Annotated in this window: 20 protein-coding genes and 1 riboswitch; of the genes, 18 read left to right on the forward strand and 2 right to left on the reverse strand. The window is 65.0% G+C overall.

All coding sequences use genetic code 11. The features are described 5' to 3' along the window. Nucleotides 1-28: 28 nt before the first annotated feature. Complete coding sequence (locus tag ACZ2GY_RS08240; protein WP_471673482.1) at nucleotides 29-1,261, reverse strand: APC family permease; 1,233 nt, start codon at nucleotides 1,259-1,261, stop codon at nucleotides 29-31. A gap of 123 nt (nucleotides 1,262-1,384) precedes the next feature. On the opposite strand from ACZ2GY_RS08240, the gene aspS reads away from it, so the two are divergent. The 10 genes from aspS to hisF all read left to right on the forward strand — a co-directional run bounded on the left by aspS (nucleotide 1,385) and on the right by hisF (nucleotide 9,744). Then, nucleotides 1,385-3,175 carry an aspartate--tRNA ligase gene (gene aspS / locus ACZ2GY_RS08245; RefSeq protein ID WP_471673483.1) on the forward strand — a complete coding sequence of 597 codons (1,791 nt, stop codon included), beginning with the start codon at nucleotides 1,385-1,387 and terminating at the stop codon, nucleotides 3,173-3,175. An 8-nt stretch (nucleotides 3,176-3,183) separates the two neighbouring features. Further along, nucleotides 3,184-3,320, forward strand: a riboswitch (FMN riboswitch). A gap of 104 nt (nucleotides 3,321-3,424) precedes the next feature. Next, entirely contained in the window at nucleotides 3,425-4,114 is a 690-nt protein-coding gene (pnuC, locus tag ACZ2GY_RS08250) for a nicotinamide riboside transporter PnuC (RefSeq protein ID WP_471673484.1), read from the forward strand. Continuing rightward, the gene (gene ribD / locus ACZ2GY_RS08255; protein ID WP_277357219.1) at nucleotides 4,111-5,187 is read left to right on the forward strand and encodes a bifunctional diaminohydroxyphosphoribosylaminopyrimidine deaminase/5-amino-6-(5-phosphoribosylamino)uracil reductase RibD; all 1,077 of its coding nucleotides are present in this window, start codon (nucleotides 4,111-4,113) and stop codon (nucleotides 5,185-5,187) included. Before pnuC ends, ribD begins: the two co-directional genes overlap by 4 nt. Continuing rightward, nucleotides 5,188-5,817, forward strand: a complete 630-nt coding sequence (locus tag ACZ2GY_RS08260; protein WP_277357218.1) for a riboflavin synthase — start codon at nucleotides 5,188-5,190, stop codon at nucleotides 5,815-5,817. It abuts the gene before it with no gap. Nucleotides 5,818-5,906: 89 nt separating this feature from the next. Further along, a complete protein-coding gene (gene ribB, locus ACZ2GY_RS08265) occupies nucleotides 5,907-6,497 on the forward strand; it encodes a 3,4-dihydroxy-2-butanone-4-phosphate synthase (RefSeq protein WP_277357234.1) in 591 nt (196 codons plus the stop codon). Further along, a complete protein-coding gene (ribA, locus tag ACZ2GY_RS08270) occupies nucleotides 6,494-7,141 on the forward strand; it encodes a GTP cyclohydrolase II (protein ID WP_346028307.1) in 648 nt (215 codons plus the stop codon). Before ribB ends, ribA begins: the two co-directional genes overlap by 4 nt. A gap of 43 nt (nucleotides 7,142-7,184) precedes the next feature. Further along, complete coding sequence (ribH, locus tag ACZ2GY_RS08275; RefSeq protein ID WP_277357216.1) at nucleotides 7,185-7,670, forward strand: 6,7-dimethyl-8-ribityllumazine synthase; 486 nt, start codon at nucleotides 7,185-7,187, stop codon at nucleotides 7,668-7,670. An 87-nt stretch (nucleotides 7,671-7,757) separates the two neighbouring features. Continuing rightward, nucleotides 7,758-8,021, forward strand: coding sequence for a phosphoribosyl-ATP diphosphatase (locus ACZ2GY_RS08280; protein WP_277357215.1), 264 nt, complete (start codon nucleotides 7,758-7,760; stop codon nucleotides 8,019-8,021). Between the two features lie 94 nt (nucleotides 8,022-8,115). After that, nucleotides 8,116-8,958: an ATP phosphoribosyltransferase gene (gene hisG / locus ACZ2GY_RS08285; protein ID WP_056547474.1), complete on the forward strand. Its 843-nt coding sequence runs from the start codon at nucleotides 8,116-8,118 to the stop codon at nucleotides 8,956-8,958. 15 nt (nucleotides 8,959-8,973) lie between these two features. Then, a complete protein-coding gene (gene hisF, locus ACZ2GY_RS08290; RefSeq protein ID WP_277357214.1) occupies nucleotides 8,974-9,744 on the forward strand; it encodes an imidazole glycerol phosphate synthase subunit HisF in 771 nt (256 codons plus the stop codon). A 36-nt stretch (nucleotides 9,745-9,780) separates the two neighbouring features. On the opposite strand, the gene ACZ2GY_RS08295 is transcribed toward hisF, so the two are convergent. After that, a complete protein-coding gene (locus ACZ2GY_RS08295; protein ID WP_277357233.1) occupies nucleotides 9,781-10,425 on the reverse strand; it encodes a TIGR03085 family metal-binding protein in 645 nt (214 codons plus the stop codon). A gap of 83 nt (nucleotides 10,426-10,508) precedes the next feature. Between ACZ2GY_RS08295 and hisI the strand changes: the two genes are divergently transcribed. The 8 genes from hisI to lgt all read left to right on the forward strand — a co-directional run bounded on the left by hisI (nucleotide 10,509) and on the right by lgt (nucleotide 17,627). Then, nucleotides 10,509-10,910, forward strand: a complete 402-nt coding sequence (hisI, locus tag ACZ2GY_RS08300) for a phosphoribosyl-AMP cyclohydrolase (RefSeq protein WP_346028306.1) — start codon at nucleotides 10,509-10,511, stop codon at nucleotides 10,908-10,910. Between the two features lie 76 nt (nucleotides 10,911-10,986). Next, on the forward strand, nucleotides 10,987-12,549 hold the full coding sequence (locus tag ACZ2GY_RS08305; protein ID WP_277357212.1) for an anthranilate synthase component I: 1,563 nt from the start codon (nucleotides 10,987-10,989) through the stop codon (nucleotides 12,547-12,549). Further along, nucleotides 12,546-13,181, forward strand: coding sequence for a Trp biosynthesis-associated membrane protein (locus tag ACZ2GY_RS08310; RefSeq protein ID WP_471673486.1), 636 nt, complete (start codon nucleotides 12,546-12,548; stop codon nucleotides 13,179-13,181). Before ACZ2GY_RS08305 ends, ACZ2GY_RS08310 begins: the two co-directional genes overlap by 4 nt. A 91-nt stretch (nucleotides 13,182-13,272) precedes the next feature. Then, complete coding sequence (locus ACZ2GY_RS08315) at nucleotides 13,273-13,581, forward strand: HGxxPAAW family protein (protein WP_056547493.1); 309 nt, start codon at nucleotides 13,273-13,275, stop codon at nucleotides 13,579-13,581. Further along, nucleotides 13,582-14,382, forward strand: a complete 801-nt coding sequence (gene trpC / locus ACZ2GY_RS08320) for an indole-3-glycerol phosphate synthase TrpC (protein WP_471673487.1) — start codon at nucleotides 13,582-13,584, stop codon at nucleotides 14,380-14,382. 70 nt (nucleotides 14,383-14,452) lie between these two features. Beyond that, a complete protein-coding gene (trpB, locus tag ACZ2GY_RS08325) occupies nucleotides 14,453-15,772 on the forward strand; it encodes a tryptophan synthase subunit beta (protein WP_277357209.1) in 1,320 nt (439 codons plus the stop codon). A gap of 11 nt (nucleotides 15,773-15,783) precedes the next feature. Then, entirely contained in the window at nucleotides 15,784-16,569 is a 786-nt protein-coding gene (gene trpA, locus ACZ2GY_RS08330) for a tryptophan synthase subunit alpha (RefSeq protein ID WP_471673488.1), read from the forward strand. Between the two features lie 2 nt (nucleotides 16,570-16,571). Then, nucleotides 16,572-17,627 carry a prolipoprotein diacylglyceryl transferase gene (gene lgt / locus ACZ2GY_RS08335; protein WP_471673489.1) on the forward strand — a complete coding sequence of 352 codons (1,056 nt, stop codon included), beginning with the start codon at nucleotides 16,572-16,574 and terminating at the stop codon, nucleotides 17,625-17,627. Nucleotides 17,628-17,629 lie beyond the last annotated feature (2 nt).

Raw genomic sequence — 17,629 nt, forward strand, 5'->3', positions numbered from 1 at the left:
GCCGGCGCGTTGCCCTGTAGTGCCGCCGTCAGTGCCGTCCTCGTTGTACGAGGAGCATAGCGGCGCGGCCAAGCAGCCCCACCAGCAGAATGACGGTCATGGTCAGGACCGACCGCACCGGAAGCGTGAACGCGAGCACCAGGCATCCCGTCAGGCCGAGTACATTCAGCGCCCGCGGAGCGTACCAGGGACGCGAGGCCAGGGTAAGCGCGGAGAGGTTCGCCACCGCGTAGTAGAGCAGCACACCGAAGCTGGAGAAGCCCACCACCGTCAGGACATCGGTTCCCAGCAGCAGTGCAATGACGACGACGGCAGTCGCCAGCTCCGCTGCGAACGGTGTGGCACGGCGGGCTGACACCGCGCCGAAAACCCGCGGCAGATCACCCTCTCGCGCCATAGCCAGGGTTGTGCGGGCGATCCCGCTGATCAGCGCGAGCAGTGCGCCGAGACTCGCCAGTGCCGCCGCAATCGCCACTGCCAGCCCAGGTAAGGACCCATTCGGCAGGAATACTTCGGTGAGAGGCGCCTGCGAGTCAGCGAGGGCGTCCGGCCCCACCGCGCGAAGCAGGCCGAACGCGAGCAGGAGGTACAGAGCCAGGGTGAAACCGAGTGCGCCGAAGATAGCCCGCGGAATGTTGCGCGCGGGCTCGCGGACCTCCTCGCCCATCGTGGCAATACGTGCATAGCCGGCGAACGCGAAGAACATGAGCCCGGCCGCCTGCAGGACGCCGGTGGGTCCAACCGGCACGGCGCCGGGGGCGTCGGCAGGCTGGGCAAAGGCCACAACAATGACGAAGGAGAGGACAGGCACCACCAGCGCAACGATGATCCGCGTCAACAGCGCGGTGCGCGTGATGCCTAACAGGTTAACGGAAGTCAGGGCCACTACGGCTGCCACCCCTGCAGCTTTCTCAAAGCCCGGAGCGGCGTACAGCCCGAAGGTGAGCGCCATCGCTGCACACGAGGCAAGTTTCCCGGTGATGAAGCTCCACCCGGCCAGGAAGCCCGGCCATTCGCCGAGCTGGCGCCGCCCGTAGGTATAGCTACCGCCGCTCACCGGATGCACGGTCGCCAGCTGGGCGGATGCTGCGGCGTTGGCATAGGCAACGACGGCGGCCAGGCCGACTGCGAGCGGCAGCAGGGAGCCGGCGGCTGCGGCTGCCGGGGAGAAGACAACGAAAACGCCGGCTCCAATGATGGATCCGATGCCGACGGTGGTGGCGTCGAACCCGCCGAGTTGTCTGTTCAATGCCTGCGGCATTTAGCGATGGTCCCCGTCCGGTGATAAGTGTGGCCGGGAATGCATCTCATCCGGCGGTAAACTCGAACACTGAGATTCAACCACGATTCACAGACTGGATTTAATTCCACCGGAAGGAATGCTGTGCTGCGCACACATGACCTGGGTTCACTACGGACCGGGCACATTGGACAGACCGTCACTCTCGCCGGATGGGTGGCCCGTCGGCGTGATCACGGCGGCGTGGCATTCCTCGATCTTCGTGACGCATCCGGCGTCGCCCAGGTAGTGGTGCGCGAGGAGGAGGTCTTCCATGGCCTGCGCAATGAGTACGTGCTGCAGATCATCGGCACCGTCGAGCAGCGCCCCGAGGGCAACGAGAACCCGGCGCTTGCAACCGGTGAGATCGAGGTCATCGCCGAGAAGGTGACAATTCTCAACACCTCGGACCCGCTGCCGTTCCAGATCGACGAGCATGTCGAGGTGGGCGAGGAGGCGCGTCTGAAGCACCGTTACCTGGACCTCCGCCGCCCAACGCCGAACGCCAACCTCCGCCTGCGCTCCGAGGCGAACCGGGTGGCCCGCGAGCTTCTGCACACAGACGGCTATGTGGAGATTGAGACACCCACCCTCACCCGTTCGACGCCTGAGGGCGCCCGTGACTTCCTGGTTCCGGCCCGTCTGGCGCCAGGGTCCTGGTACGCACTGCCGCAGTCACCGCAGCTGTTCAAGCAACTTCTCCAGGTGGGCGGCTTCGAGAAGTACTACCAGATCGCCCGCTGTTACCGGGACGAGGACTTCCGTGCCGACCGGCAGCCCGAGTTCACCCAGCTGGACATCGAGGCGAGCTTCGTCGAGCAGGATGACATCATCGCGCTCGGCGAGGAGCTGGTGACGGCGCTGTGGAAGCTGATCGACGTCGAGATCCCCACTCCGATCCAGCGCATGACCTACGCCGATGCCATGGCGCGTTACGGCTCTGACAAGCCGGACCTTCGGTTCGGTCTCGAGCTGACCGAGCTGACCGAGTACTTCAAGGACACCGGATTCGGCGTGTTCAAGTCTGCGTATGTGGGCGCCGTCGTCATGCCCGGCGGAGCCTCCCAGCCGCGCCGTCAGCTGGATGCCTGGCAGGAATGGGCCAAGCAGCGCGGAGCGAAGGGGCTTGCGTACGTCCTCATCGACGACGACGGCAGCCTCCGTGGTCCCGTCGCCAAAAACCTGACGGACGCCGAGCGGGATGGGCTGGCCGGCACTGTCGGTGCGAAGCCGGGGGACTGCATCTTCTTTGCCGCCGGCGAGAAGTCCTCCTCGCGTGCCTTGCTTGGTGCTGCACGGGTGGAGATCGGTCACCGCACCGGGCTGATCGATCCGGCGGCGTGGGCATTCGTGTGGGTCGTTGATGCGCCCATGTTCGAGCCGGCGTCGGACGCCGTCGCCGCCGGTGACGTCGCCGTGGGGACCGGTGCGTGGACGGCGGTTCACCACGCCTTCACCTCACCGAAGCCGGAGTACCTGGACTCTTTCGACACCGATCCGGGCAGTGCCCTCGCGTATGCCTACGACATTGTCTGCAACGGCAATGAGATTGGCGGCGGCTCGATCCGTATTCACCAGCGGGATGTTCAGCAACGGGTCTTCGCTGTTATGGGAATCAGCCCCGAGGACGCCCAGGAGAAGTTCGGCTTCCTGCTGGAGGGTTTCAAGTACGGCGCACCGCCCCACGGCGGCATCGCGTTCGGTTGGGACCGGGTTGTCGCACTGCTTGCCGGCAGCGACTCCATCCGCGACGTCATCGCCTTCCCGAAATCCGGCGGCGGCTATGACCCGCTCACGGCTGCTCCTGCACCGATCACGCCTCAACAGCGGAAGGAAGCAGGCGTGGACGCAAAGCCGGCAGGAAAGTCCGACGCGCCCAAAAATGTGAAAGAATAAGCTCGTACAACGTGCTCCGGGGTCGGTGTAATTCCGAACCGGCGGTTATAGTCCGCGACCCGCGCGCAGCCCCCTGGGGCAGCAAACGGTTGAGCCGGTGAAATTCCGGCACCGACAGTTAGAGTCTGGATGGGAGAAGCACGTGCAGCTTTGGCTGTGCTCTGTCGTCGGTGCCTCATGCGCCGTCGGCAGCGCCGGCCCTGCCTGTCGTTCCCCGGAGCCGTCATCGCGAGTTCTAAAGGGAACAGTATGGATCTACTGAGGTGGCTCTTCGAAGCCCAACTTTTCATCGGCGGCAGTCCATTGCTGCTTCGGGAAGTGCTCGGCAATGTCTTCGGTCTCCTGAGCGCGCTCGGGGGAATGCGCCGCAAGGTCTGGGCCTGGCCTGTCGGCATCGCCGGTAACCTGCTCCTGCTCACCGTCTTTCTCGGTTCGGTGTTCGGTGTAGCTTCCACGGCGAATCTCCTCGGACAGGCTGCCCGCCAGGTCATGTTCATCGCTGTCGCAGTCTACGGATGGCGCCGGTGGCGGCAGGCACAATCGGATGCCGGCGCGGCAATTACCCCGCGTTGGGCAACAAACCGAACACGTCTGGGGCTCGTTGCCGCCCTGGTCCTCGGCACTGTGGCCGTGACCCCGCTCTTCCGGGCCCTCGGTTCGTACGAGCCGGTCTGGGCGGACGCCTGGACCTTCGTCGGATCTCTGCTGGCCACGTTCGGAATGGCCAAGGGCTGGGTGGAATTCTGGCTCATCTGGGTGGCAGTCGATGTCGTTGGCGTCCCGCTCCTGTTCAGCGCCGGCTACTACGCTTCGGCTTTCATGTACCTGTTTTACGGGATCTTCACCCTCGTAGGCTTTGTTGTGTGGGCCCGGGCGCAGCGGCAGGCCGCCGCGCACCCGGTTGATCACGCACCCAGTCCTGAGCCGAGCCTGCCATGACAACCGGATCCGCCGGCTTCACCGCACCCGAAATGATGGCCATGGAGCACGCGCTCCTGCTCGCCGGCCAGGGCGTTCGCGGCGCCAACCCTCTGGTGGGCGCTGTTGTTCTGGATAGGGACGGCGCAATGGTAACCACCGGTTTCCACCTGGGCGCCGGCACTGACCATGCGGAAGTAGCCGCGCTGAAGAGTGCGGCCCTGCAGGGGGTGGATCCCGCCGGTTGCACCATGGTGGTGACGCTGGAGCCCTGCAACCACACCGGTCGCACAGGTCCCTGTACCGAGGCGATCATGGAAGCCGGCATCACGCGCGTTGTGTACGCGGCTGCCGATCCCACTCCTGATGCCGCCGGCGGTGCCGCACGGCTCGCCAACCACGGAATCGATGTGGCGGGCGGGCTCCTCGAAGATGCCGCAACGGAGCTGAACCGCCGCTGGCTCGTTGCCGTGCAGGCCCGGCGCCCTTTCGTTACAGTCAAAGTGGCGCAGAGCCTGGATGCGCAATCCGCGGCAGCGGACGGCTCAAGCCAGTGGATCACCGGCCCGCACGCGCGCGCAGACGGGCACACTATCCGTGCCCGCGTCGACGCCGTCCTGGTGGGCACCGGCACCGTCCTTGCCGACAATCCCCGCCTCACCGCGCGGGCCCTGGACGGATCCGATGCCAGCCGCCAGCCGCTGCGGGTTGCCGTCGGGCTACGGGGCATCCCCGGGGATGCCGCGGTGCGTGGAAGCGGATTTGTGCACCTGGAAACCCGTGATCCGCTGGCCGTGTTGACTGAATTGTTCAGCCGGGGCGTCCGGCACGTTCTCGTAGAGGGCGGCCCGCAACTGGTCGGAGTCTTCCTCATGGCTGATCTTGCCGATGAACTCTTCGCGTATGTCGCGCCGATGCTCCTTGGCGCCGGTGTGCCCGCCTTCCAACGGCTCGGTGTGGCAACGCTTACTGACGCCCATGTGTGGCGTCTGGATCCGGACGGGGCCGCGGGTCTCACGCAGCTCGGTGACGACGTGCGGCTGCACCTCAAACCCATTGCGCCGCCTCCGGCGCCCATCACGAAAGGCCTCTAAGTGTTCACAGGAATTGTTTCCGGGCGGGGCAACGTCACCGCCCTCCGCACCTCGCCGGACGGCGGCAGCGCGGTGCTTGTGTTCGAGGCCGGTTCCACAGGGGCCGGGCTCGAGCCCGGCGGGTCCATCGCTGTGGACGGGGTATGCCTGACCGCGACCGTTATCGACGACGGCCGAATCAGCGTGGATGTGATGGGGGAGACGCTGAGGCGAACGACAATCGGGGGCCTGACGGAGGGCCGCAGGGTCAACCTTGAGCGTTGCGTACCGGCGAACGGCCGTTTGGACGGCCACGTTGTGCAGGGTCACGTCGACGGCGTCGGTACGCTCCTCGAGCGTGAGAATTTCGGCGATTGGGAGCGCTTGCGTTTCAGTCTGCCCGTCCCTCTGGACCGTTATGCCGCTGAAAAGGGGTCCATCGCCGTGGACGGTGTCTCACTGACGGTGACGGCCGTGAGCAACGCCGGAACACCCGAGCCCTGGTTCGAGGTCGGCCTGATCCCCACAACCCTCACCGAGACGGGCCTGGGAGCCAAGAACATCGGAGATCCTGTGAACCTGGAGATGGATGTCCTGGCCAAATACGCTGAGCGGCTGCTCGCGTTCACGGGAAAGGAAGGCCGGGCATGATTCGCAGCGGCGCGGGCAGTGCCCCGGACCCCCAGAGCGGTGCGGTGCTTGAGATTGTGCTTGACCCGGTGGACACGGCCGTTGCCGCAATGGCGGCGGGCCGCGCCGTCGTCGTTGTTGACGACGCCAACCGGGAAAACGAGGGCGACATCATCTTCGCTGCCCAGTTCGCAACAACGGAACTGACCGCCTGGACCATCCGGTACACCTCGGGCGTGCTCTGCGTTCCGGTGACCGGAAGAACCGCGGACCGGCTGGAGTTGCCCGCCATGGTGATCAACAACCAGGACGCCAAGCAAACGGCCTACACCGTGTCCTGCGACGCCGCCGCCGGCGTGAGCACCGGTATCAGCGCCGCGGACAGGGCACTGACCGCCAGGACGCTGGCGTCGTCGTCGGCGGTTCCCGCTGACCTCACGCGGCCGGGTCACATGTTCCCCCTGCGGGCGGTGGAGGGCGGAGTGCGGGAGCGGCGCGGTCACACCGAAGCTGCAATTGACCTGTGCCGGCTGGCCGGTGTGGAGTTGGCCGCCGTTATTGCGGAAGTCACGCACGACGACGGCGGCATGATGCGCCTGCCGGCGCTGCGTGAGTTCGCCACCCGCTTCCAGGCGCCGCTGATTTCGATCGAGGACCTGGTGGAGTACCTTGCCGCAGGCGACACGGGAGCCGCTGGATGAGCGCGGTTACCGGCGGTCCCGTAGTCACTATTCCGACGGCGTACGGACCGTTCACCGCGCAGGCCTGGACGGATGCGGCCTCCGGCGTGGAGCACCTGACCATGTCCGCGCCCGGCACGGACATCGCTGACGGTGCCCCGCTGGTCCGGATACACTCGGAGTGCCTCACCGGCGATGTGTTCGGCTCCTACCGCTGTGACTGCGGTGAGCAGCTTGAGCAGGCGCTCGGGCTGGTTCAGGAACAAGGCGGGTCGGTTGTCTATCTGCGGGGCCAGGAAGGTCGCGGGATCGGCCTTGCCAACAAGCTGCGCGCGTATGCGCTGCAGGAGAACGGCGCCGACACGGTCGAGGCAAACGAGCAGCTTGGTCTTCCGGTCGATGCGCGCGATTACCAGGCCGCGGCAGGAATCCTCACCGCTTTGGGCATCACGAAGATCCGCCTGCTGAGCAACAATCCCGTCAAGCGGGAACACCTTGAGCGGTACGGCATCACCGTGGTGTCGATGGTGCCTTCCGAGATTCCATCGCGACTGGAAAATCAGCAGTACCTCGAGACGAAGCGGGACCGCCTCAACCACCAGCTGTCCCATCTGGAGGAGCGGTTCCACCAGCGTCCCCAGGAAAAGATCGTTCAGCAGAGCTGACAGTTCCTTCCGCCAATCCACCCCCCCCATCCCAAGGAGAACCATGGCCGGACACGGCGCCCCCACCATCGACGTCACCAGCATTGCGCACCAACAGCAGGAGCCCGTCCGGCTCGCCGTCATTGCCGCCAGTTGGCACACCGCCATCATGGACGGGCTCCTTGACGGCGCCCGCCGGGCCGCCGCGGATGCCGGCATCGAACCCGTGGTGATTCGCGTACCGGGCAGCTTTGAGTTGCCGGTCGCAGCGGCGAGGCTGGCGCCCCACTATGACGCCGTCGTCGCTCTCGGTGTAGTCATCCGCGGCGGCACACCGCACTTCGACTACGTATGCCAGGCTGCGACCTCGGGACTCACCGAAGTCAGCGTGCGCACGGGTGTGCCTGTGGGCTTCGGCGTGTTGACCTGCGATACCGAAGAGCAGGGCCTTGACCGCGCCGGGCTCGCCGGATCGAGCGAGGACAAGGGATATGAAGCCACCGCCGCAGCATTGGCAACAGCTGCTGTACTGGGGCCCTGGGGCACGTGAACCTCAGGGAGGCCTCGCGTCGGGAGTTTCGTCACACAGAACGGCCCCGGTACGGCGTATCTCATGGAACCCAGTAACCTAGACAGAGTGAAATCCTTCGACACCCTCTTCGCCGAGCTGAGCGAGAAAGCTGCCGCCCGTCCATCGGGGTCACGCACCGTGACCGAGCTGGAGTCAGGCGTGCACGGCATCGGCAAGAAAGTAGTCGAGGAGGCCGCCGAAGTGTGGATGGCCGCCGAGTATGAGTCGAATGAAGCTGCTGCAGAGGAAATTTCCCAGCTGCTGTACCACCTCCAGGTCATGATGATCGCCAAGGGACTCACGCTGGAAGACGTTTACAAGCATCTGTAGCCGCGCGGCGACAATCTTCGCAGAACTCGCGCGCGGCCCAGAGCCTGCTTTCAGGCAACGTCTCCCGCAAAACCCTCCTTCCCAAAGGAACCCCATGCTTCGAGTTGCAGTCCCCAACAAGGGATCCCTGTCCGAATCCGCCTCCGCAATGCTCAGCGAGGCGGGCTACCGCCAGCGTCGCGACACCCGTGAACTGGTGATGGTGGACCCCGAGAACGAGATTGAATTCTTCTTCCTCCGGCCGCGGGACATAGCCGTCTATGTCGGTTCCGGAACCCTCGACGTCGGAATCACCGGCCGCGATCTCTTCCTTGACGCCCAGGTGGAAGCCGAAGAGCTTCTGCCTTTGGGCTTTGGTGCGTCGACGTTCCGCTTCGCCGGCCCGGTCGGAAACTTCAGCTCCGTCGCCGAACTTGAGGGGCGGCGCCTGGCCACCAGTTATGACGGGCTCCTGCGCGACTTCCTGGCTGAGCAGGGCGTCAGCGCCACGGTTGTCCGGCTTGACGGCGCTGTGGAATCGTCAGTGCGCCTCGGCGTCGCAGACGCGATCGCGGATGTCGTCGAAACGGGAAACACCCTGAAGGCCGCCGGCATGGAGATCTTCGGCGAACCCATCCTGAAAAGCGAGGCAGTCCTCATCGGGCGCAAAGGCGCAGCGCCTGTCGGGTTGGACATCCTGATCCGTAGGCTGCAGGGGGTGCTTGTCGCGCGCCAGTATGTGCTGCTCGATTACGACATCCGCAAGGAACTGGTGGATCAGGCCGCGGCGCTGACTCCGGGTCTTGAATCGCCCACTGTCTCGCCGCTGCGTGATTCCGACTGGGTTGCCGTCCGGTCCATGGTGAAGCGCCACAGCACCAACCGGATCATGGATGAGCTCTACGACCTCGGCGCGCGCGCCATCCTGGTGAGCACTATCCACGCGTGCCGGATCTAGGGGCGGAGACCATTCATGAGCGTGGCCATCCGCGTCATACCCTGCCTTGATGTCGACGCCGGACGCGTGGTCAAGGGAATCAATTTCGAAGATCTCCGCGACGCCGGGGATCCGGTGGAACTGGCACACCGTTATGACCGTGCGGGAGCCGACGAACTGACATTCCTTGACGTCACCGCGTCCTCCGGCAACCGCGCCACCACTTTCGACGTGGTTGCAAAGACTGCTGAGGAAGTGTTCATCCCACTGACGGTGGGCGGCGGCGTCCGGGAGATTTCCGACGTCGACCGGCTGCTGCGCGCGGGCGCCGACAAAGCATCCATCAATACCGCAGCGGTCGCCCGCCCACAGGTCATCGATGAGATCACGTCCCATTTCGGCTCGCAGGTCCTGGTACTCAGCCTGGATGCGCGCCGGACGGACAATCCGGCGGCTCACTCAGGCTTCGAAGTGACCACGCACGGCGGCCGCAAGGGGACCGGGATCGACGCGGTCGCCTGGGCACGGGAAGCAGCTGAGCGCGGCGTCGGCGAGATCCTACTGAACTCCATCGATGCTGACGGCACCCGCGAAGGCTTCGATCTTGAGATGATCCGGGCTGTGCGGGCGGCAGTGAAGGTGCCTCTGATCGCCTCCGGGGGAGCGGGTAGGCCGGATCATTTTCCACCGGCCGTTGCAGCGGGCGCCGATGCGGTATTGGCGGCATCGGTGTTCCACTTCGGTCCAGTTGACGCGATAGCCGAGGTGAAGCGGGCTATCCGGGACGCAGGCTTTCCGGTTCGTTAGAACCTAACCCCGGGGGTTGGCCAGAGCCTGGCCTCCCTAGAGCCCAACCTCGGCGCTCTCAAGGAGCGCCACGGCGTCAGGTTGTCCTTCGAAAGTGACCAGTGCATGGCGTGTGCGGCCGTGAGCATGCATGAGCAGTTCCCCGGGTTCGCCCACAATGGCCACCGAGACGGGGGCTCGTTTCGCTACATGCCTGGGACCGTCCGGCCGGACCAGCACAATGCCAAGATCCACGCCGCGGTACAGGATCGCGGCGCGCTTGATCAGCTCGTCCCACAGCGCGTTCGAGTACTCCTCGTCCAGCGCGCGCGGCGCCCACCTACTGGTTGCCCGCCGGACGTCCTCGGTATGCACGAAGTACTCGATCAGGTTGGTGCTGGTGTCAATCGACCGCACTCGCATGGGTGAGTGAAACGGATGCCCCTTGCGGAAGTCGTTGACAAGGGCTTCGTAAGCCGGCGTTGAGGCGGATTTCGCCGCTAGTGTGCGGGTGGCCTTTTCCGAAACAACGGACAGCGGCTTGATGAGGGCCCCGATGCCGACGCTGGGTCTGTGCCCGCGCAGATACAGGTGGGCGGCGAGTTCCTTCGTTTGCCACCCGTCGCAGAGCGTGGGGGAGTGAGGCCCGGCCGCGAGGAGGGTTTCGGCGAGGACTTCACGGGAAGGATCAACGAAATGCATCACTGTTGAAAATAGCATGATGGACGCTCCCCATGCCCGCCGGTGGGCGCTCGTCCCCTGCGACACGACTAGAATCAGTTGCGATGTCACAACACCCCGAACCCGATCCTCCTTCCGTCGCCGGTGAAACACCCGGGCTCGATCCCGCGGTGGCCCACGCACTCAAGAAAGACGCCTCCGGTCTCGTTGCGGCCATCGTCCAGGAACACGACACCGGGGATGTCCTGATGCTGGGCTGGATGGATGAAGAAGCGCTGCGGCGAACCCTGACCAGCGGCCGCGTCACCTTCTACTCGCGGTCGCGGCAGGAATACTGGCGCAAGGGCGACACTTCCGGCCACGTCCAGTATGTGAAGTCGGTTTCGCTGGACTGCGACGGCGATGCCCTGCTGGTGCGGGTGCACCAGGTCGGCGCAGCATGCCATACCGGCACGCGGACCTGTTTCGACGGTAGGGAGCTTGCCGCCGTCGTCGGCTCCGCGTGAGCCATACCGTTTGTATCAGGAGACCAACAGTCCGCCCGCCGTTGCGGATGGACGCGAGATTCAGGAAGCGCATGTCATGGACGAGCTCGGAGTAATCAGCCCAGGCCTGGAGGAGTTCCGCGCCCTTGCCCGGGACCGGCGGGTGATTCCTGTCCGCCTGATGGTGCTTGACGACGCGCACACGCCGATCGGGATCTACCGCAAACTGGCAGATGGCCACCCGGGTACGTTCCTCATGGAATCCGCTGCTGAGGGCGGAGTGTGGTCGCGGTACTCGTTCATCGGCGTGAATTCGCGGGCAACTCTCACCACCAGGGGCGGTGAGGCCTGCTGGCTTGGCGAGCCTCCCGCGGGAGTTCCTGTGGATGGCAATCCGGTCGAAGCACTCCGGCGCACCGTCGAGGAACTCCAGACCGCACGCTTCGACGGGCTTCCGCCCTTCACCTCCGGCATGGTCGGCTTCATCGGCTGGGAATCGGTCCGTCACTGGGAACGGCTCACCTCCCCGCCCGAAGACGACCTCGATCTGCCCGAACTGGCCATGAACCTCGTCACCGACATGGCCATTCACGACAATGCAGGCGGCAAGGTGACGCTGGTGGCCAATGCCATCAACTATGACAATTCCCCGGACCGCGTTGACGAAGCCTGGCACGACGCCGTTGCACGCCTCCGCGGCATGCTGCAGCGACTCGCCTCCGCATCGGATCAGCCGGTGTCAGTTTTGGCCGGCGGCGCAACCGACAGTGCAGCGCTGATGTCCCGCGTGCGTGAACGCTGGGATCGCGACCGGTACCTGGCGGCGATCGAGCGCGGCAAGGAAGCCATCGTGGACGGCGAGGTATTCCAGGTTGTCATCTCGCGCCGGTTTGAACTGGACTGCGATGCATCAGCGCTGGATGTCTACCGGGTGCTGCGGACCACCAACCCCAGCCCGTATATGTACCTGTTCAGCCTTGAGGATCCAACTGGACGGCCGTATTCAATCGTCGGCTCTTCACCCGAAGCGCTCGTCACCGTCAACGGCTCAGAAGTCATTACCCACCCCATCGCCGGGTCCCGGCCGCGCGGTAGGACAGCCGAACAGGACCGTGCCCTCGCGGAGGAACTCCTCGCTGATGAGAAGGAGCGTGCGGAGCATCTCATGCTGGTGGACCTGGCACGCAATGACATCTCGAAGGTATGCCGGCCGGGAACCGTGGACGTCACTCAGTTCATGGAGGTAGAGCGGTTCAGCCACATCATGCACCTGGTGTCCACCGTCGTCGGGGAACTGGCCCCGGAGCGGTCCGCCTATGACGTGCTCGCAGCGACTTTTCCAGCCGGGACCCTGTCCGGAGCGCCCAAACCGCGCGCGCTCCGGCTGCTTGATGAACTTGAACCGCACAAGCGGGGCATCTATGGGGGAGTTGTGGGTTACTTCGATTTCGCCGGTGACATGGACATGGCCATCGCCATCCGGTCAGCACTGCTGCGCGACAACCGCGCCTATGTTCAGGCCGGCGGTGGGATTGTTGCCGATTCCAGCCTTGAGGCCGAGGCACAGGAAACGGTTAACAAGGCCGCAGCTCCGCTGCGCGCCGCGCTGATCGCCTCGAGCCTTCATCCGGTAACCGGTACGGGGGCGGGCACTCCGTGAGCGCGTCCTCCCAGTCAGGCGCTCCTGCCGTCTCCCGCACACCCGCCCTGCGTCGCAGGGGCTTTCTCGTCCTCGCGACGGTCGCCTCGGCTCTGGCCGCCTTCGGCAGTACCACCCAGACCTGGCTGTCGGTGGCCCTGCCGCAATCCGGGGTGCAAACCCCTTCCATTGAAGTGGCAGGCTCAGATGCAGCCACAGGTGTGACCGCATTCGCGCTGGTGGGTCTGGCCGCGGCGCTGGCAGCATCGATCGCCGGCCGCATCGCGCGGTGGATCATCGCTGTCATTCTGACCGTTGCCGGCGCCGGTATTGCCCTCAGCAGCTTGGCTGTCGCCACCGATCCAGCGAGCGCCGCGGCACCCGCGATCGGAGAATCTCTCGGCGTCACCAGCCAGGACGGCGCCTCCGTCACGGCGACCGCCATGCCGTGGCTGGCCGCCGTGGCGGGGCTGTTGCTGGTGCTCTGTGCTGTCTGGCTGCTCATCGCCGGCCGCGGCTGGCGAACGGCCCGTCGCTACGAAAACCGGCAGGATTCCTCGCCCACCCGGAACCCGCAGGCGAAGGCGGACACCAATGCTGACGAGATAGACAGCTGGGACAGCCTCAGCCGGGGTGAGGATCCGACAGGCTGAGTGCCCTTGAGGATTCAGCGCGGCCCTGAATCAGTGCCGTGCTGAATCAATGGCAGAATGGACACCAGACCACAGCACAAGGAGATACGCCATGGCTAAGACCGCGCCCGAGACCCGTTCCAACCAAACCCCGATGGCTGAGCATTCCTCCGTCCATGATGAGACCATCGGACACGGCAACAGCCCGGCGGCGTGGACCTGTGTCTTCGTGATGCTTGCCGGCGCGGCACTGTCCGCGTTCGCCTACATCTTCGCAAGCACCGAGGGCAACCTGGATGCCGGAACCATCCTGTTCTGGATCGGCATCCTCATTATGGTGATCGGCCTCGCGCTCGGAATCATCCTCAAGAAGGCAGGGTTCGGGGTCGGCGGCCACAGGCTCAAGAACACCGGGCACTAAGTGAGCGTTCTCGACGACATCATCCTCGGGGTCCGGGAGGATCTCGATGCACGCAAGATACTTCTTCCGCTTGAAGAGGTTCGTATCCTCGCCGAGCAGGCACCTGCGCCCCGGAACGCGTATGCCGCGCTGGCCGTGCAGGCCGAGGGTGTCAGCGTCATCGCCGAGGTGAAGCGGAAGAGTCCGTCCAAAGGCGAACTGTCAGCAATCCAGGATCCAGCTGAGCTGGCTGCGGCCTATGAGCGAGGCGGAGCCTCGGTGATCAGTGTCCTTACCGAGGAGCGGCGCTTCGGCGGATCGCTGGCAGATCTCGACGCCGTCCGTGCAGCCGTGAACCTGCCGATCCTGCGCAAGGATTTCACGGTGGACGAGTACCAGATCTGGGAAGCACGCGCGCATGGCGCGGATCTGATCCTGCTGATCGTTGCAGCGCTCGACGACGCCACACTCGCCTCCTTCCTCGAACTCACCGAAGAGCTAGGCATGCACGCTCTCGTCGAAACGCATACCGCTGAGGAAGTGCAACGCGCGCTGGCCGTTGGTGCCCGCATCATCGGCGTGAATGTGCGCAACCTCAAGACGCTGGATATTGACCGCTCCGTCTTCCCGGTACTTGCCGGGCTCATTCCTTCCGGTGCGGTTGTAGTTGCCGAATCAGGCGTCCGGGACATCTCCGACGTCGAAAGCTATGTAGCGCAGGGCGCGCGTGCAGTGCTCGTCGGCGAGGCGCTGGTCAGCCACTCCAACCCGGAGGCCACGGTTGGCGAGTTCACCCGCGCAGGCGCGGCATTACGCCACTGAGATTTGCATCACTGAGGCAGTTCCCGCCAGCGCGGACGGCCGCACCCCATCACGACAGGACGACAGGTTCATGACTGAAACCCCACAACCGCAGGCTGCAACTGACGGCGCTGCAGACGCGTTTCTCGCCGGGGGATCGCTGCGCCATGCGCAGGGCCCGTACTTCGGCGCGTACGGCGGACGCTGGATGCCCGAGTCGCTGATCGCCGCCCTGGATGAACTGGAAGAGACCTTCGACAAGGCCAAAGCTGATCCGGACTTCCTGGCCCAGATAGCCGAACTCAACCGGTCCTACTCCGGCAGGCCGTCCCTGCTGACGGAAGCACACCGGTTTGCAGAGCACGCGGGCGGCGTACGGGTATTCCTCAAGCGTGAGGACCTCAACCACACCGGATCGCACAAGATCAACAACGTGTTGGGTCAGGCCCTGCTGGCCAAGCGGATGGGAAAGACCCGCGTGATCGCTGAAACGGGTGCCGGCCAGCATGGAGTGGCCAGCGCCACTGCCGCCGCCCTGCTCGGCCTCGAATGTGTTGTCTATATGGGTGCGGAGGACTGCCGGAGGCAGGCACTCAACGTCGCACGCATGCAGCTTCTGGGAGCGGAAGTCATTCCCGTCACCAACGGATCGCAGACGCTGAAAGACGCCATCAACGACGCACTGCGTGACTGGGTGGCCAACGTGCAGACTACGCACTACCTCCTCGGAACGGCTGCCGGCGCCCACCCCTTCCCGGCAATGGTGCGCTATTTCCATGAGGTGATCGGAGAAGAAGCACGCGAGCAGATCCTCGATCTTGCGGGCCGCTTGCCGGATGCCGTCTGTGCCTGCATCGGCGGCGGCTCCAATGCCATCGGAATTTTCCACGGCTTCCTCGATGATCGCGAAGTTGCCCTCTACGGATTTGAGGCAGGCGGGGACGGCGTTGACACCGGACGCCATGCTGCCACGATCACGCTCGGACGGCCGGGCGTCCTTCATGGTGCGCGCTCGTACCTGATGCAGGATGATGATGGGCAAACCGTCGAGTCGCACTCCATCTCCGCCGGCCTGGACTACCCGGGAGTCGGCCCGGAGCACGCGTTCCTTGCAGACATCGGCAGAGCCAGTTATGAACCGATCACAGACGCTGAAGCCATGGAAGCCTTCCGCCTGCTGTGCCGCACCGAGGGCATCATCCCCGCCATCGAGTCTGCGCATGCGCTGGCGGGGACACTGAAAGTGGGCCGGCGCCTGGCTGCGGAGGGTGGGGATCCGCGGGAGAAGATTATTATCGTGAACCTCTCCGGCCGTGGCGACAAGGATGTGGCCACAGCCGCGGAATGGTTTGACCTGTTGCCCGAGGACAGCGCGGAAGCCGAGATCGGCGCGGAAGGCGAACAACTGTGAGCACCGGAACCATGAGCAAGTCAGCCGCCGCAATCGAGCGTGCCCGTGCTGAGGGACGCACAGCCCTTATCGGCTACCTTCCGGCCGGTTTCCCCGACGTGCAGACCACAATTGACGCCGCAGTCGCACTCGCGGAAAACGGCGTGGACCTGATCGAGATCGGGATTCCCTACTCGGACCCCGTGATGGACGGTGCAGTCATTCAGCAGGCGACTGTCGAGGCGCTGCAGAACGGCTTCACCGTTCGTCAGATCTTCGACGTTGTCGAGGGAATCACCGGACGAACAGATGCGGCAGTCCTCGTGATGACCTACTGGAACCCCGTCATGCGCATGGGAGTCCGTGAGTTCGCCGGCCGCCTGGCCGCAGCCGGAGGAGCCGGACTCATCACGCCTGACCTCGTTCCGGACGAGGCAGCCGAGTGGATGGCTGTCTCGGAAGAGTTCGGGCTCGACCGCGTGTTCCTGGTCGCTCCCTCAAGCTCTCCTGAACGCATGCAGTCCACGGTCGATTCAACGCGGGGATTTGTCTACGCCGTGTCCATCATGGGCATTACAGGCGCCCGTTCCTCGGTCAGCTCGGCTGCGCGCGAGGTTGTTGCAGCGGCCCACCAAGCCGGTGCTGAGCGGGCCTGTGTGGGACTCGGAGTGTCCACTGCTGAACATGTCCGGGAGATCGGGGCTTATGCGGACGGGGTGATTGTCGGCACCGCCCTCGTTGCAGCCCTGCGTGATGGCGGCGTTCCCGCCGTGGCCGCACTGGCGAAAGACCTGAGCACCGGAACCGGAAAGGGCTGACCATGATCCCCGCCAGCATCCCCAGCCCGCCCGCAGAATGGGCCAGCTTCTCGATCGGTCCAGCCACTATCCATGCGTACGCGCTCTGCATCCTCACCGGCATCATCGTTGCGCTGCTCCTCACCTCGGCGCGTTGGAAGCGCTACGGCGGCAACCCCGACGTCGTCTGGGATGTTGCCATCTGGGCTGTTCCTTTCGGGCTGATCGGCGGGCGCCTCTACCACGTCTTTTCCTCACCGGACGCGTATTTCGGGCCTGACGGAGATCTCTCGCGCATACCCCGGATCTGGGAAGGCGGCCTGGGAATCTGGGGTGCCGTTGCCCTCGGAGCGGTCGGGGCCTGGATAGGCTGCCGCCGCGCCGGCGTCAGACTCGCCGCCTTTGCGGACGCTGCTGCGCCCGGAGTCCTGCTCGCGCAGGCAATCGGCCGTTGGGGTAACTGGTTCAACCAGGAACTGTTCGGTGCGCCAACCGATCTGCCGTGGGGACTCGAGATCGACGCCGACAACCCCAACTTCCCCGCGGGTGCGGATCCGGGAACGCTGTTCCACCCCACCTTCCTGTATGAATCGCTCTGGAACCTGGCAGGCGTTGCACTCCTGCTGCTCCTGGACCGCAAATTCAAGCTGCGCGGCGGGCTCATGTTCTGGCTGTACGCCGCCTACTACACGGCGGGCCGGGTCTGGATTGAAGCCCTGCGGATCGACGACGCCGAAATGATCACCATTCTCGGGGTGACCCAGCGTCTGAACGTGTGGACGAGCGTACTCGTGCTGGTCGTCTCGCTCGCCATTTTCGCGTACCTGTCAGTGAAGCAGCGGGGCGTAACCGAGCACTTCGTCTACCTGCCCGGACGCGCTCCAGTCGGCACGGACAACGACGAAACCGTGCACGCAGCGGCAGATAACGGATCGGGCACAGACGTCCAGAGTTCGGACACATCGGCTGGGACAGAGCCGGGGCGTGCTAATCTTCCAGAAACAAAAGACGCCTCGGGTACGCCTGCCTCCGCTGGACTTGCCCCCGAGGAACCCCGGGAATCAGATCCCCGAAACTAGCG

It is taken from the genome of Arthrobacter sp. KKT183 (assembly GCF_055657625.1).